The sequence below is a fragment of the Flavobacterium panacagri genome (assembly GCF_030378165.1).
Lineage (GTDB): Bacteria > Bacteroidota > Bacteroidia > Flavobacteriales > Flavobacteriaceae > Flavobacterium > Flavobacterium panacagri.
This window is the reverse complement of the sequence record NZ_CP119766.1, coordinates 5,132,780-5,149,329: the sequence shown is the minus strand read 5'-3', so window position 1 is coordinate 5,149,329 and position 16,550 is coordinate 5,132,780. Positions and strand designations below refer to the sequence as shown.

Here is a 16,550-nt window from a genome sequence, read left to right as displayed (position 1 = left end):
TTAAACGAACGGAAAGTTCTATTTTTAACTCTTTAGAAAATGAAAAAAGTTGTTGCAGTTTTATTTGTTTTGACTGGGATTTGGCATTTTAAAAAGAAAGATTAAAATTTTAGAAAGAATATCTTAATAATGACTTTTAATAAAGAAAACTTCCCCAAACTAACTTCTCAGCGTAATGTGCCAGTTACCCTATTAGTTTATGTGCTGTTCGGGCTTTTGTGTTTTGCAATGCTGCTTTTATTTGCAGTACTTCCTTTAAGCATTCAGCTGGAGCATAATAGTCGTTTATCGAATGGTGAAATGATTTTCGACCTGATATATTTTCCGTTACTGCTTTGGGGAGTTTGGGCTCTTTATAGGAATTACCAACGTCAGAAACTAAAAAAGATAATTTCTATTTCGGTAGATCACAATGGCATACATCATCATCAATACAATGGCGCTGTTGAAAGTATTTTGTATAAGGAACTGGAGCGCAGTACAGAAATCTATGTAAGTGATATCGATCGAAAGATTGGAACAAAATATTCTCCGAGTTATATTTTTGGTTTTAAAGAAGGTAAACAAATTCCCATTCATTTTTCTAAGCCGGCAGATGGGATGACTTACATTCCCAAAAACAAGTATCAGCTTATTGGTCATTTTTTGCATGGCGTTTCTCTGTTTTCTCCCAATTTAAAAGTTTCTCAAGCTGTTTATGCAGACTATTTTATAAATCCTAAAACTTTCGAATTCGATAAAAAAGCCCAAAGGATTACTTATTTTATCATTTTTATAGTACTTATTATGATCTTGATTGGAATCGATTTATTTATAAAATATACAAAAGGCTTTTCGATATTGTTTTAATTAGAAAAGAGATATTCTTTCCAGATTTTTCAAATAGTTTAATTTAACACAAAGTTAAATTAACTTCTTAGGTATTTTTTATCCGTTGTTTTTCATTTGCTTTTTTAATCTCTCATGGAAAAAGATCTTTTGAAAATGGCTGATGATGAACTTCAGAAATTAATTTTTGAAGGGAATGATGCCGCGTTTTCAATTATTTTTAACCGCTATTGGAAAAAGCTTTATACTTATGCTTTCAAAATTTATAAAGATGAAGCAATCTGCGAAGATATCGTTCAGGAAATCTTCATAAGTTTTTGGAAAAATGCCTCCAGCACCGTAATATTAAACCTTGAAGCTTATCTTCTTAGAGCAGTAAAATATAAGATTGCGAATCAAATTCGAAACCTGAAATTTGATCAGCAGCATATTGAAATACTAGAGAGTATTCCAGATCCAAGCATTACTATAAATGATTTGGAATATATTGATCTGGAGAAAAACATCAACGATCAAATTAATAAATTGACTCCAAAATGCAGAGAAGTCTTTCTGCTCAGCCGTATGGATCATTTTACAAATGCTGAAATTGCAGCAAAACTCAATTTATCTATTCATACTGTAGAGAAGCATATCAGCAATGCTCTGAAGCAGCTTCGTCTTAATAATACATCTTATAATTATCTTCTTTTTTACTGGGCAGCGTTCTTTTATGTTAACTAAAAAACGCTGGTTTTAAGAAAACGTTAAGCCTGCATTTTGGACTACTTGTTCGAATCAAAAAATGTGACTTGTATATAAAAGCACATATTTTGAAAAAAGAAATCTTTTTGCAGTTAGCAAAAAAATACGAAGAAGGTACCTGCACACCTGAAGAAAAAATAGCAGTTGAATCATTTTTTGATAAGATGCAGGAACAATCATCAGAAATAGAAATTTCTGATGCCAAAGGAGATGTAATTCTTAATAAGATATTTTTAGAATTACAGGTAAAACCAAAAAAATATACAATCCGAAAAGTGTTGAAAATTGCAGCAGTTTTCGTTATCGGACTTTCGATTGCATTTGCTGCAGCTCAATTTATCTTCCAGCCAGCAGCAATTACTCAAATTACCGCCAAAGGAGAAAAGAAAGAAATTTTCCTTGAAGACGGAAGTGTAATCGTACTTAACTCAAACAGCAGCATTACTTATCCAGAAAAATTTGAAACCACAAGAAATATCAAATTGGTTGGACAGGCTTATTTTAAAGTTTTTAGAGATGTAAAACGTCCTTTTATAGTACAAACACACGATGTAAAAGTTAGAGTGCTTGGAACTTCATTCGATATCAATTCCTATAACCATCACGATACCAAAGTAAGTGTTATCAGCGGAAAAGTTGAAGTAAGCTCGCCAACGGGTAAAAAAGTGCTGCTTATTAAAAACCAACAGGCTGATTTGCTTAAAAATTCAGATTTACAGATTTCTACAGAAAACAGCGAAGATAAAATCGCTTGGATCAGTAATACTATTATGCTTAAAAACACCAAGCTTTCAGAAACAGTTAAAATTATTGAGAACTGGTACAATGTGGATATTACAATTGAAGATCCAGAATTAAACAACCTTACGATTTCAGGAAAATTTAAAGATGAAAAACTGGAAAATGTATTGGAAAGTATTGCCTATTTAAAACAACTGAAAATAAATTACACAACCAAAAACCATATCACTATAAGAAAAAAGACACCATAAAAAAACAGAAAAAACAAACCCGCTTCCGGTGCAACGGAAACGGGCGATTTTAAAAGACTAAAAATAAAATTTATAGCCTAATAGTAATGAATACGAAACTACAATTTTTTTTCAATAAGTATATAAAGATGAAAAATCTTTACTTAATGATTTTATTATTTTTTTCCTTTAAAGGATTTGCCTCTGTACAGTCGGGTAAAGATGTGCAGATTAGCCTTAATCTAAAAGATGCGGCAATTACAGAATTTTTCAGCGCAGTAGAACAGAAAACATCTTTTACTTTTCTTTTTGACGAAAAGATATCAGGAACATCACAGCGCATTTCCATTTATGCAGAAAAAGAAAGCCTTGACGGAGTGCTTGCAAAAGTTGCAGCAAAAACAGGTCTTTCATTTAAAAAACTAAACAACACTATTACAGTTACCAAAAATCTTCGTGCCCAAATGAATGTGCGAGGGAAAGTTCTGGACGAAAGCGGTATGCCAATGCCGGGAGTCACCATTCTTGAAAAAGGAACAAAAACGAATACGATGACAGACATGGAAGGAAATTTCAGCTTTGCTGTAAATGCTTCGGCTGTACTTGTCGTTTCTTATATGGGATATGTTTCTCAAGAGGTTCAAGCTAGTGCTAGCCCAATTACCATTGTGATGAAATTAAGTACAAGCGAACTTAATGAAGTGGTGGTAACGGCTTTAGGAATTAAGAGAGAAGAAAAACGTTTAGGATTCTCACAGCAGACTATCAAATCTGATAATTTATCGCAGGGAAGACCTAACAACTGGTCATCGGGATTAAAAGGAAAAGTAGCAGGTTTAAGCATTACATCTACAGGTTCTGGGCCGTTAAACTCACAGCAGATTACGCTTAGAGGAAACAGATCCTTAAGTCCTAAAGGAAATTATGCACTTATCGTCGTAGATGGAGTTCCCGTAAATGCTGAGATGACCACTTCAGGATCCAGCAGTGCTTATATGGGAGAAGATTCGCCAATTGATTACGGAAACGGAATTTCTGATCTTAATTTGGATGATATCGATGCTGTTACAGTGCTGAAAGGAGCAGGTGCAACTGCGCTTTATGGAAGTCGTGCAGCAAACGGAGCTTTAATTATTACTACAAAATCTGGAAAGAAAAATAAAGGTTTAGGAATTTCTTTCAACACAGGAGCAACATTTGATGTAATTCAGAGATGGCCAGATTATCAATATAGTTATGGGCAGGGAACAGGAAATTCTCCAGACGCTTCGGGTAATCAATATTATTCGTATGGAAATTCTATAGATGGAACTTCAACCAGCGGAACCAGCAGTGCCTGGGGACCAGCTTTTGCGGGACAAAATTTCTATCAATATGATCCAGCTTTACAAAGACAATCGGCAGAAAGACTTCCTTGGCAATCTTATAGAGATAACCGAAAAGATTTTTGGAGAACGGGTGTGACTTTAAATAATAATGTTTCTATTCAAGGAGGTGATAGTAAAGGATCGATGCGTCTTTCTGTTGGAAATCAAAAAAATGAATGGATTATGCCAAATACAGGTTTTGATAGAGTTACTGCTGCTGTCAATGCCAACTATCAAGTCTCTGATAGAATCAAACTAGGAACAGCAATCAATTATAATACAAGAAATAGTGACAATTTACCTTCTACAGGTTATAACAATGGATCTATCGCTTATTTTATGATTTTCCAGCAACCTAACATCGATTTGGACTGGTATCGTCCAATTTGGGTGAAAGGTAAAGAGCAGATCGAGCAGTTACATCCTTTCAGTTCTTTTATAGATAATCCCTATTTGATTGCTTATGAGGCAACTAATACATTAGATAGTGATCAGATTGTAGGTAATATTTTTGCCAACATCACTTTGTCTTCAAATCTGGAATTAATGCTACGTTCCTCCATGAACACTTACAATCAGACGAGGGAACAGAAAAGACCTTACAGTATCAACAGATATGCCAAAGGATTTTATGAAAGACAAGATGTTTTCAAACAAGAAATCAACTCCGATTTTCTTCTTTCATATAAAAAAGATTTTGGGAACAAATTCTCGCTTGCTGCTTCAGCCGGAGGAAATGCTATGAGTTATAAATACAGAAGAACAGAAGCAGAGGTTACAGGTTTAGTCGTACCTGGAGTTTATAAACTTTCAAACGGTTCCAGCGCACCAATTTTGACTTTAGGTGATGCTTACAAAAAAATGAGCAGTTTGTATGGATTAGTTTCGATGTCTTATGCCGATATGCTTTTTGTTGATATTACAGGAAGAAATGACTGGACGAGTACGCTTCCAGTTGAAAACAATTCATTCTTTTATCCGTCGATTAATACAAGTGCGGTTATTTCTGAAATGGTTTCACTTCCTAAATCAATAGATTTCTTAAAATACAGACTTTCTTTTGCTCAGGTAGGAAATGATACTGAACCATATAAAACCCAAAAATATTACGGACAAAGTGCTTTCCCAAGTTCTGCGCAGACTTTAACCGTTTTATACAACGACCATTTTAAACCAGAAATTACAACGAGTTTTGAGACTGGTTTTGAAATCAGAATGCTTAAAAACCGACTTACGGCAGATGCCACGGTTTATGAGAGTGTGACTAAAAACCAGATTATTGATATTCCAATGGATTTCTCAACAGGTTACAGCGGTGCCGTTTTGAATGGAGGAAAAGTAAAAAATCGTGGTATCGAACTTACGCTTGGCGGAAAAATTATTGATGGAGAAAAATTTAAGTGGAATTCGACCATAAACTGGTCTCGTAACTGGAATAAAGTAATGGAATTACCGGAAGGAATCGATGGTCAGCAAATTATTGGTACAGGAGGAACGGCTTCTATTATTGCAAAAGTAGGCGGAACAACAAGTGCCATTTACGGTTTTGGATTTGTGCGTTCTCCTGATGGACAGATTGTTTATGATAATGCAGGTCTTCCAGCATATCCTGAGGAAATTCAATATATCGGTGATGCCAGTCCAAAATGGAAAGCGGGTTTTACTAATAGTTTTTCAATCGGGAACTTTACTATGAATGTGACTTTAGACGGTCAGTATGGAGGAATCATTTATTCGCAGACACATCACAAACTTTCTGAACAAGGAAAATTAAATTCAAATAGTATGGGCAGGGAAACCGGCTTTATCATTGGTGAAGGTGTGGTTCAAAATGCCGACGGTTCTTATTCGCCAAATACAAAACAAGTAAAAACGGCAGATTGGTATACTCGTTATTACCGAAGAGCCAATATCGAATCCAACTCTTTTGATGCTTCTTTTGGAAAACTTCGCGAAATAAGTCTTCAATATACTATGCCAAAAAGATGGCTGAAAAACACAGGACTCCAATCAGTTCAGTTTTCACTTTTCGGAAGAGATTTGGCAACTGTTTCAGATTTCCCAATTTACGATCCAGAAACAGCAGCATTAAACGGAGATACCATTTTACCAGGTATTGAAATGGGACAAATGCCATCTCCAGCTACCTATGGTTTCAATTTAAGTTTGACTTTATAATAAGACAATGAAAAAGATAAAAATTACTGCAATACTATTACTGCTAACAGGACTGATTATTTCCTGCACAGGAAGTTATGAAGAGCTGAACGAAAACCCTAATCTTATTACCGAAATAAGTCCGGGCACTTTAATTAATCCAATTATTTACGGAGTAGCTTCACAGAATGCATCACAGAGTGTAGATGTTACTTTCAACCTAATGCAGGTTTCACTTCCTTTTCCAAGTATTACGGGAGGTTTGCATCGTTATGATGTAAGCAATAATATTGGAAACTCGGCTTGGAATAATTATTACAAATGGCTGAACAATATCAGAGAAATGCGAATGGCTTCTGTAAAAGCAGGAGATGGCAATTATGAAGCAGTGGCATTAACGCTGAATGCTTTAGTGTATGCGAATCTTACAGATCTTTTTGGGCCAGTTCCAATGACTGAAGCAGTAAGAGGAGAAGATGGTATTTTATATCCGAAATACGACACACAGGAGTTTATTTATGAAACCATTTTAGCTGATTTAGAAAGAGCCAATACGCTTTATGATACAAGTAAAGCAATGATTTATACCGAAGATATTCTGTTTCAAAATAATGTTCTGAAATGGAAGAAGTTTACCAATTCTTTAAAAATGAGATTATTGCTAAGAGTTTCAAACAGAACAGAAATTGGTGCTTTTGAAAAACTCGCTTATATGGCAGATCATCCTGAGGTTTATCCTGTTTTTACCAATACTGCCGAAAGTGCTATTTTGAAAGTAACAGGTGTATCGCCGAATGTTTCTCCGTGGGGAAGACCGCAGGATTTCAATCTTAACATCAAAATGGCTTCTTTCTTTATTGATAATTTAAATACGCTTGAAGACCCGAGAAGAGCTATAATTGCAACAGGCGCGACTGCTTTAGTTACGAACGCACCAATTGGATTTAAAGGAATTACAAGTGCTTATGCGGGTTCTGATTCTCAGTTCAAATATAATGCTTCGACACTTTTGAACACACAGGTGCAAAATCCGATGCAGATTTTTCTTTTAACGTATGCTGAGGTTGAATTTATTAAAGCAGAATTAGCACAAAGAGGTCTTATTGCAGACGCTGCGGGACATTATGAAAAAGGAGTGAGAGCAGGGATAGAGCAACTAAAAGCGACAACTCCAACGACTTATTTTAGTAAACCGGAAGCACAGTATGATGGAACTTTGGAAAGAATCATGCTGCAGAAATACTACGCTTTATATTTTACTGATTATCAGCAGTGGTTTGAATATCGTAGAACAGGATTTCCTGTATTGCCAACAACAACTGCCATGTTAAACAATGGAGTTATGCCGTCAAGATTCACTTATCCAGACAATCAGCAGATTAAAAATACCGAAAACTATCACAAGGCAGTTGAAATGGTTGGAGGCGATAATATCAATACAAAAGTTTGGTGGGATAAATAAAATAGTAAGAAATGAAAAAGACATTTATATACAGCGGATTATTGTTTTGCGGCGTTTTAACAGCACAAACAACCGTAAAAGGAATCGTATTTGAAGATTTAAATCAAAACGGTAAAAAGGAAAAGAAAGAAAAAGGGATTGCAAATGTGGCAGTAACCAATGGACGTGAAGTAGTTTTAACCGATAAAAAAGGAAACTACGAACTGCCGTTGCAAAGTGATGCTATAATTGCTGTAATCAAACCTTCCGGATATAAGATTCAGGTTAATAAAGATAATCTGCCTCAGTTTTTCTATAATCATAAACCAGCGGGTTCTCCTAAGGGAAAGTTTGAAGGAGTTGCACCAACAGGAAAACTGCCGGATTCTGTAGATTTTGGATTGCTTCCACAGAACGAAACCAATGATTTTACGGCGCTTATTTTTGGAGATCCGCAACCTTATACTTTAGAAGAAGTTGATTTTTTTACAAGAGGAATTGTTGCCGAAGTCGAAGGTATTAAAAATATTCCGTTTGGCTTAAGTATGGGAGATTTGGTTGGGAATGACCTTAGTTTATTCAATCCGTATATTCAGGCAGTAAAAAAAGTTGGAATTCCGTGGTACAATCTTTTAGGAAATCATGATTTAAATTTTGACGCCAAAGAAGATAAATTGGCAGATGAAACCTATGAAGCTCATTTTGGCCCAGCTAACTATGCTTTCAATTATGGGAAAGTGCATTTTATTGTGATGGATGATGTTTTGTATCCAGACCCAAGAGATCATGAAGGTTATTGGGGAGGATTTACTGAAGAGCAAATGCAGTTTATAGCAAATGATCTTAAAACGGTTCCAAAAGACAATTTGATTGTTCTGGCTTTCCATATTCCGATAAGCGAACCGGACAGTAAAGACGATTCTTTCAGAGATGAAGACCGTCAAAAGTTATTTGAATTGTTGAAAGATTTCCCAAATACACTTTCCCTTTCGGCACATACGCATTTACAAAGACAAGATTTTTTCGAAAAGAAAGACGGCTGGTTACAAGAAACTCCGCATCATCATTATAATATCGGAACCACATCAGGCGACTGGTATTCCGGAAAACTGGATGAGAAAGGAATTCCAATTTCGGTTATGAGAGATGGAACTCCAAAAGGGTATGCTTTCATTCATTTTAATGGAAATAAATATACCGTTGATTATAAAGTTGCTGGAAAACCAGAGAACTATCAAATGAAAGTTTTCGCTCCAAAAGTCGTAGCAAAAGGAAAACGTACCAAATCGGGTGTATTTGCCAATTTTTTTATGGGAAGTAAAAAAGATAAAGTGGTGTATCGCGTAGATCAAGGAGAATGGAAAGAAATGGAATATGTAGAAGTACAAGATCCGTCGTATGTTGAATTGGTTTATGAATGGGAATTGTCTGAGGTGTTAATGCCAGGAAAACGTTCTTCTGATCCTGAAAAAAGTACTCATGTCTGGAGAGGAAACATTCCTTCTGATCTTGCTATTGGAGAACATGCGATTGAAATCAAAGCAACAGATATGTTTGGTAAAACGCACACTGCAAATGCCACTTACAGAATAGATAAAGTGAAATAGGATGCTAAAACTCAAAAAGATAATTTGTGTTTTAATTGCAGTAGCAGCAATATATTCCTGCGGAAGCCAAAAGACAGTGACAGCAAAAAGAACAATAGAAGTACAGGGACATCGCGGTGATCGCGGTAATTTTCCAGAAAATTCTATTCCTGCTTTTATTAGTGCTGTTAAAAAAGGTGTTGATGTCGTAGAGCTTGATGTTGTGATTTCTAAAGACAAGAAAGTCGTGGTTTCTCATGAGGTATTTATGTCGTCGCAATATATGCTTGACAGCGAAGGAAAACCTATTACTAAGGAAAAAGAAAAGAGTTATAACCTTTATGAAATGACGTATGACAGCATCAGAAAGTTTGACAGCGGTTCGAGAGGAAATACTTCTTTTCCGATGCAGCAAAAACAAAAAACATACAAGCCTTTATTGTCAGAAGTGATGGATGGTGTTGAAGAATATATTGCTAAAAACAATCTGAAACCGGTTCGATACAATATCGAAATCAAATCTGAAAAATCAGATTATGGCAAAAGACAGCCAGAACCGGAAGCTTTTACTGATTTGGTAATGAAAATCATCAAAGACAAAGATATTGAGCGAAAGATCAATATTCAGTCTTTTGATCCAGCTGTATTAAATGTAATGCATAAAAGATATCCTAAAACAAAAATCGCCTATCTGGTTGGTGAAGGCAGTGTGTCAAAAAATCTTTTACTGCTTGATTTTAAGCCAGAAATTTACAGTCCGCATTATAAATTACTCAACCAAAAAGCAGTCGATTCGCTTCGATTGCTGAAGATGAAAATCATTCCGTGGACTGTTAATGATGATAAAGTAATTGACAATATGATACAGCTTCAGGTAGACGCAATAATTACGGATTATCCTGAAAAAGTATTGCAAAAACTGACTTTGTAAAACAATATTTTTTTGGAATAATTAATTTAATAAAGGAAATTTAAGAATGAACGGAATAAGTTCCAGAGAACACCGGATTATCACAGCGGCTTTCAATAAGTTTGAAGCGATGTCTGCTGTATTTTCTTACGTGTTAGAAGAATCACAGGAATCAGAAATCCGAGAAGGGATGGAATCACTGGATAAGTTATATGAGAAATACAATAAGCTTTACGGCGAACTCGAAAGATGTATTAAGGAATATGAGGGAAAGAAAAAAAGAGTACGAACAGCAATAAACAAAGGAAACCGAAAACTGATTTCTGAAGGGCAAAAAAATCCGCCACTATTAAATTTTTAATTTTATTTATTCAACTAAATCATAGTTATAAAACCTCCAGGTTAAATCTTGGAGGTTTTTGTGCTTCTCTACTTTTTTTGATTTCTTAAACCATATTTAACTTTTGCCAAAAATGATGTCAGAAATAGGTTAGGTATTAGTACACGATGTTAGCAATAGATTATTTTTTAGTTAATTGCTTGTTTTTGTGATGGAGTAGAGAAAAATTAATGACTTAAATTTACGAAGTTAGTATTGTTAATTCAGTTTTAACCATCAAAATATAAAACGTGCATAACCATCTTATTCCTTCAGAAATCTCTTGGCTTTCTTTCAATAACTGTATTTTGGATGAAGCTGAAGACTTAAATAATGCAGTATACGACCGAATCAAATTTTTGGCGATTCATTCCTCAAATCTAGATGAGTTTTTTAGAGTCAAGATTAATAAACTGCAGAAAAAGAAGACTAAGAAAAATAGCGATCTTCTGGAAGATGTCCTAAAAGAAGTAAATCGACAGCAAAATAGATTTGGAAAAATATGGAGTTATTCCATCCTGACCGAATTGGCTTTAAACGATATTATCTATTATGAATATCAGGAACTGCTGCCAGAACATCTGGAAGAGATTGAATATTATTTTAAAAGTATTATTTTGTCTTATATTCAGGTTGTTTACATTACAGTAAATCAGCCTAGAACTTATTTTTTGAATAACCGAAGTTTGTATTTTTTGGTAAAATTAAAAGACAGTAAAGGCAACTATAATTTCGCCTATTTAAATATTCCTTCAGATAAACTGGATCGTTTTAAGCAGTTGAAAAACATAGATAACACAAATTATATTATTTCAATTGATACCATAATTAGAAAGTGTTTATCGTTAATATTTCCAGCAGATAAAATCATTTCATGCAATGCCATAAAATTAAACCGAGATGAAAATTATTTAATTGAAGACGAAAGCACGGGCGATTTAATAGCCAAAATTGAAGAAAAAATAGAAGAGCGCAAACGAGGTTCTGCCACAAGATTTCTATACGATTCCAATATGGATGCAGACTCTTTTTCAATCTGTAAAAAAGCCTTCAAACTTTACAAAAGTGAAATGATAAAAGGCGGAAGCCATCATAATTTTTTCGATTTATTTAAGTTTCCAAATCCTGTAAAACCAAAGCTTCAGGGGAAATTTTATCCAAATCTTCCGCATCTGCCTTTTGAAAACAAAACATCGATTTTTGATGTTATAAAAAAGCAAAACCAGTTACTTCATTTTCCGTATCAATCGTATTATTATGTGCTCCAATTTTTCAATCAAGCGGCAATTAATAAAAATGTTACGGAGATTAAAATTACGCTATATCGAATTTCTTCTCAATCTTTAATAGCAAATGCTTTAATCAGTGCGGCTAAGAATGGAAAAAAAGTAACCGTTTTTGTTGAGGTAAAAGCGCGTTTTGATGAGCATAATAATTTGTTCTGGTCTAAAGAAATGAAAAATGCCGGCATTAAAATTATTCAAAGTCTTCCAAATTTAAAAGTGCATGCCAAAGCAGCCATGATTACGATGAAAGATAAATTCGGAAATAAAAAGAATTATGCCTATTTATCAACAGGAAATTTTAATGAAAGCACAGCCAATATCTATTCAGATTTTGGTTTTTTTACAGCAGAAACGGCCTATACTAATGATTTGAAAAAGATTTTTACTTTTTTAAAAACCAAGAAAAAAAGTACTGAACCGAAACATATTTTAGCCGCAGGTTTTAATATGAAAGAAAAATTGCTGGAACTGATAGATACGGAAATAAAGAACAAAAAAATGGGACAGCCAGCTTCTGTATTTTTAAAAGTAAATGGACTAGATGAAAAAGATATTATTGATAAACTGATTGAAGCGGATAAGGCTGGAGTTGAAGTTACATTAATAGTACGTGGAATATGCACGCTTTTGCCTGGAATTAGAAAAGTGTCAGAGCATATAAAAATCTACCGTATTGTAGATATGTTTTTAGAACATTCCAGAATCTATAAGTTTGGAAATAACGGTCAGGAAAAAATTTATTTATCTTCTGCGGATATGTTAAGTCGAAATTTAAACAGAAGAATAGAAGTGGCATTTCCTTTACATGATGAAAAACATATTCAGGAAATAAATAAGTTAATTCAGCTTCAATTAGAAGATAATACTAAAAGAAGAACAATAAATAGCGAAGGATTAAATGAATTGGAAATTGAAGATCATATAATACCAAGACGAGCACAGACAGAAACCTACAATTGGATAGCGGATGCGAATAGAATATCCTAAAATCAATTTGAAAAAAGTCTGAACGTTATGTTCAGTTTTTTTGATATGTCGAAAGGAATCTTGTAAAATAAGTTCTGATCTGTTTTTCCAATATTAAATTTATATGATGGAGTACTGTAAGAGATATCCGATTGATGGATTTAATTTTGCATTTGCTTAATAATGAAAATGATTAAAGGCGTAAATAAGCCGTTTGATTGATTATTCTTTAAGATTCTTTGAAGCAAGTATAATGTTCTTTTAAATTTACAAGGGATAGGAAAATTAGGGATATTATATAATTTTGACACTACTGCTTTAAGAGATAAAGCTAGATTCAAACAACCTGCTAATCCATTTTCCTGCATGAAAACAATTCAGTTTAGAACAGATGATCTGACTCAGTACACAGTAAATATCCATCAAATTACTTGCATGTTTTCAGTGGAAGAGTCTAAAGGAACTTGGATATATTTGAGCTGTGGCACCCGATTAAAAACGCTTTTTACGATTGACATTATTTGGGAAATGATTCATAATGCTTAGAGAAAAACTTATTGTGTCTTTTGGAAGTTTGGCGAAAACCATACTATTTTTTTTAAGTTTATGATTTAATAACTTTTAAATAAACAAGTCTGAAAAATAAGCGTTTTTGGATGCCTTATTTTACAGCTAAACATTTCAATGTTAAGTTTTTATTATGAGCTTTATTGTGATGCAATATTTATATATGTTTGTTAAAAGTAATTAAAACAACAAGCCTTAAAAATGAGTATCTTAAATTTCCTAAAACCTAAAAAAGAGAAAAGATTAGTTTCTGAAAATGATTTTAATGCAAATTTAGTTAAGCATTATCGGCTGGCAACAGAATCTTTAGTGAGTCTTCGAGATGCTGCAATTGAAGAAGAAGATGAACTAAGAATTGATTATTTTTTCTATTCAGATTCTCTTCTAAAAGCGGAGGCATTAGAAAAAGAAATGCAAAATATGGGCTATGTTGTTAATTATGGAATAGCGCCGCACGATAAGAACATTTTTGTAATTTCTGGAAGAACAACCGAAATTAGAATGATGCATGAATCTCTAAGCAAATGGGTTGCTGAAATGAGTGAAATAGGGTACAAACATGACTGCAGTTTTGACTGCTGGGAAATTGTTACTGAATTGCAGTTTAAGTAGGATTATATATGTTTTAATCTCTTTGTAAAAAATATCATACACACAATTTTACAGTGTTTTAGGTTTAATTTCTTATAAATACAAATCTAAGTTATAGAAAATAATACAATCTTATAAAGACAAAGAAACGCCATTGTGATTCGATGGCGTTTACTTTTTTAATAGTATTATATAAATTATCTAATGAATCTGGATTTTAGTAGATTTAGCATTTTGAAAAAGCGTATTTTTTTTTACAGTATTCGATGAAATTTAATAGTAAGTTTGTTTAAAATTGAATTGTTTTAGGTAAAAAATAGGGAATATTGTAATAATAATGAAATGTATTTTTTTGAAATTTTAAACTGATTTTGTGTAGTATATGTATACCCGATGTCTTAAATTTGCACCACGTGAAGTGTAGTCTATACACCAAGCTGTTTTTGTTAGAGTGTAATGGTTTGTAGCTTTGCCATCATTCTAAGTTTCCAGCTTTAATCAATACCATTTTAGATTTTTACAAGTTAGATCCAATTCTTTTTAGTTTGATAAAAACGAAAACGAAAGAACTTTATTGTATTCCTGGAGTAGTAATTGATCTTTAGACTGATTAATTGATTTCACGAATAAACAGCAATATTTTGCAAAGCTTTATTTTCTTATTATCTATATGCGCTTAAAATTTACTATTCTCCTATTTATATGTTTCGTTTCTAGTAACTTTATTTATTCTCAAAGTTCGAAATACGATAAAATTTTTAATGAAACATCGAAAGTACTACTAAGTTCAAATCCAGAAAAGGCTTTACGAAATACAGCCTATCTTTATAAAATTGCAGCTAATAATACTGAACGTATTAAGGCGTCCATGCTTAGGGCTACTCTTTTGCGCCAGCATGGCATGCGAAATGAAGCTGTAGAAGCATTAAAACGAGCAGATAGCCTAGCAGTAATTGATAAAAATTATAATTTTCAAGCGAGAATAAATGGTTTTCTTTCAACTATTTATCGTGAATACGAAATTTACAGTGTTGGAAAAGTTTATTTACAGAATGCAATTGCAGTTAGTAAAAAAATTGCGGACAAAAATGAAATGTATAAATTTCAAGGAACATTGTCTCAGGAAACGGCCTATTATGAGATGTATGCTTCTAATTATTCCAAAGCAATTGTAAATCTAAAGGTTGGAAAAAAATTATTTGAATTGGCAGATTCTAGTATAGATAAAAAATTCCACATAGCTGTTAATGATGAACTTATTGCAAAAAATTATCTTTTTCTAAAAAATTCGGATTCAGCTTTAACTTATTTTCAAAACGCTGAAAAGGAACTTGCTGAATCGGAATCTTCAAATAGTCCGCTGAAAGGTTTTATTTTAAATGGTTTTGGAAACGTATATGCAAGTAAAGGTGACTATAAAAATGCACTTCTGAATTACCAAAAGGCAGAAGAAATTGCAATAGCGTCAAATTTCTTTACGCTAAAACAGGAAGTTTATGCTTCCTTGATGCAATTTTATAAAAAAAATGACTATAAAAAGTACATTAAGTATAATGAACTGAATTTGAAGTTAAAAAAAGATGAGGAAGACAGCCGTAAAGTTAATACAGACGAATTGATTAAAACACTGAGAGATGAGCAGCTTAATAATCAGTCGAAGTATCAGCAGAGTAAAATCATTATAATTCTTGCGGGCTTTATATTTATTGTTTTAATTGCGATTATAGTATATATATTTAGAAGAAAAAAAGGGGAAACAAATTCTGATACTATCAGCGACAATATTACAGAAATAGATCATGAAGATGAAGATGAAAAATCTAAGCAGGAACCTTCTAAAGAATATATGTCTGAAGCAACAGAAAGTGCTATTTTAGAAAAAATACAAAAGCTTGAGGAATCTCACTTTTATCTCAATAAAGATATTTCGCTAAATTATGTTGCTGTAAAACTATCCATAAATCAGCGGTATATCTCGTATGTGATAAACAAAAATAAATCAAAAGATTTTGCAGGCTATATTAATGAACTGCGTATTCTATATATTACAGATCGTTTGAAAAATGACAGTAATTTTTTAAAATATAAAATAAGTTTTTTAGCAGATCTCTGCGGTTTTTCTTCTCATAGCAGATTCACTACTACTTTTAAAAAAGTGACAGGTGTTTCTCCATTAACTTTTATTACGGATCTCCAAGAAGAGCGTGACGAAGAAAAAAAAGACCTTTAGAGCAATTGGTTTAAAATAGTTTCATACAAAAAAGCATCAATTTTAATTCTTAAAATTGGTGCTTTTAGTTTTTAGATTTAGCTGTTAATTGGTATAAAATTAAAAGTAAATTCTGTCTTACTATTGTAATAGATGGATCTTAAATTATCTCTTATTTTATATTAAACAGCATCTCTTCTTAGACGAATTTTAGCAATTTATAAAAAAAGCGATGCGCTTGATGAGTAAAAAAATAAGATCAATTTTACAAATTTAGCTTGTAGTTTTTTGGCTCAGATTAGACGTGTAATCCTCTTCTTATTTTCTGTTAAAAAAAACTAAATAAAATATTTTTAATAATTGTTTGCTTTTTAGTTAGTTACGTTTTTTTGTGATCCTTTGTGCTTTTTATTTTACGCAATCGGGAAAGCCTTTCTTTAAATTTCCGCTCATTGATTATTTAATTTCGCCCGGAATTTGTACGGGCTAATGAAGTGAAAATGGCTGTTTGGGAAGAGAAATTTCTTTTTGTATTCTTTTCACCCAAA

Annotated in this window: 12 protein-coding genes; all 12 read left to right on the top strand. The window is 33.0% G+C overall.

What is annotated here, in order from left to right; translation table 11 throughout:
- Positions 1-129: 129 nt before the first annotated feature.
- On the top strand, positions 130-849 hold the full coding sequence (locus tag P2W65_RS21875) for a hypothetical protein (RefSeq protein WP_289661216.1): 720 nt from the start codon (positions 130-132) through the stop codon (positions 847-849).
- Between the two features lie 114 nt (positions 850-963).
- Positions 964-1,551: an RNA polymerase sigma factor gene (locus tag P2W65_RS21870; protein ID WP_289661213.1), complete on the top strand. Its 588-nt coding sequence runs from the start codon at positions 964-966 to the stop codon at positions 1,549-1,551.
- 89 nt (positions 1,552-1,640) lie between these two features.
- On the top strand, positions 1,641-2,564 hold the full coding sequence (locus P2W65_RS21865; RefSeq protein WP_289661211.1) for a FecR family protein: 924 nt from the start codon (positions 1,641-1,643) through the stop codon (positions 2,562-2,564).
- 128 nt (positions 2,565-2,692) lie between these two features.
- Positions 2,693-6,088: a SusC/RagA family TonB-linked outer membrane protein gene (locus P2W65_RS21860; RefSeq protein WP_289661208.1), complete on the top strand. Its 3,396-nt coding sequence runs from the start codon at positions 2,693-2,695 to the stop codon at positions 6,086-6,088.
- Between the two features lie 7 nt (positions 6,089-6,095).
- Entirely contained in the window at positions 6,096-7,529 is a 1,434-nt protein-coding gene (locus P2W65_RS21855) for a SusD/RagB family nutrient-binding outer membrane lipoprotein (protein ID WP_179005180.1), read from the top strand.
- An 11-nt stretch (positions 7,530-7,540) separates the two neighbouring features.
- The gene (locus P2W65_RS21850; RefSeq protein ID WP_289661205.1) at positions 7,541-9,115 is read left to right on the top strand and encodes a calcineurin-like phosphoesterase C-terminal domain-containing protein; all 1,575 of its coding nucleotides are present in this window, start codon (positions 7,541-7,543) and stop codon (positions 9,113-9,115) included.
- A 1-nt stretch (position 9,116) separates the two neighbouring features.
- Positions 9,117-10,025: a glycerophosphodiester phosphodiesterase family protein gene (locus P2W65_RS21845; RefSeq protein WP_289661203.1), complete on the top strand. Its 909-nt coding sequence runs from the start codon at positions 9,117-9,119 to the stop codon at positions 10,023-10,025.
- A gap of 46 nt (positions 10,026-10,071) precedes the next feature.
- Positions 10,072-10,365 (top strand): hypothetical protein, encoded by a 294-nt coding sequence (locus P2W65_RS21840; protein WP_289661201.1) that lies wholly within the window; start codon positions 10,072-10,074, stop codon positions 10,363-10,365.
- A 269-nt stretch (positions 10,366-10,634) separates the two neighbouring features.
- On the top strand, positions 10,635-12,656 hold the full coding sequence (ppk1, locus tag P2W65_RS21835; RefSeq protein WP_289661199.1) for a polyphosphate kinase 1: 2,022 nt from the start codon (positions 10,635-10,637) through the stop codon (positions 12,654-12,656).
- A gap of 345 nt (positions 12,657-13,001) precedes the next feature.
- Entirely contained in the window at positions 13,002-13,181 is a 180-nt protein-coding gene (locus P2W65_RS21830) for a hypothetical protein (protein ID WP_289661197.1), read from the top strand.
- Between the two features lie 222 nt (positions 13,182-13,403).
- Complete coding sequence (locus P2W65_RS21825) at positions 13,404-13,814, top strand: ribonuclease E inhibitor RraB (RefSeq protein WP_289661195.1); 411 nt, start codon at positions 13,404-13,406, stop codon at positions 13,812-13,814.
- An 847-nt stretch (positions 13,815-14,661) separates the two neighbouring features.
- Positions 14,662-16,023 carry a helix-turn-helix domain-containing protein gene (locus tag P2W65_RS21820; RefSeq protein WP_289661192.1) on the top strand — a complete coding sequence of 454 codons (1,362 nt, stop codon included), beginning with the start codon at positions 14,662-14,664 and terminating at the stop codon, positions 16,021-16,023.
- The last annotated feature ends 527 nt before the right edge of the window (positions 16,024-16,550 follow it).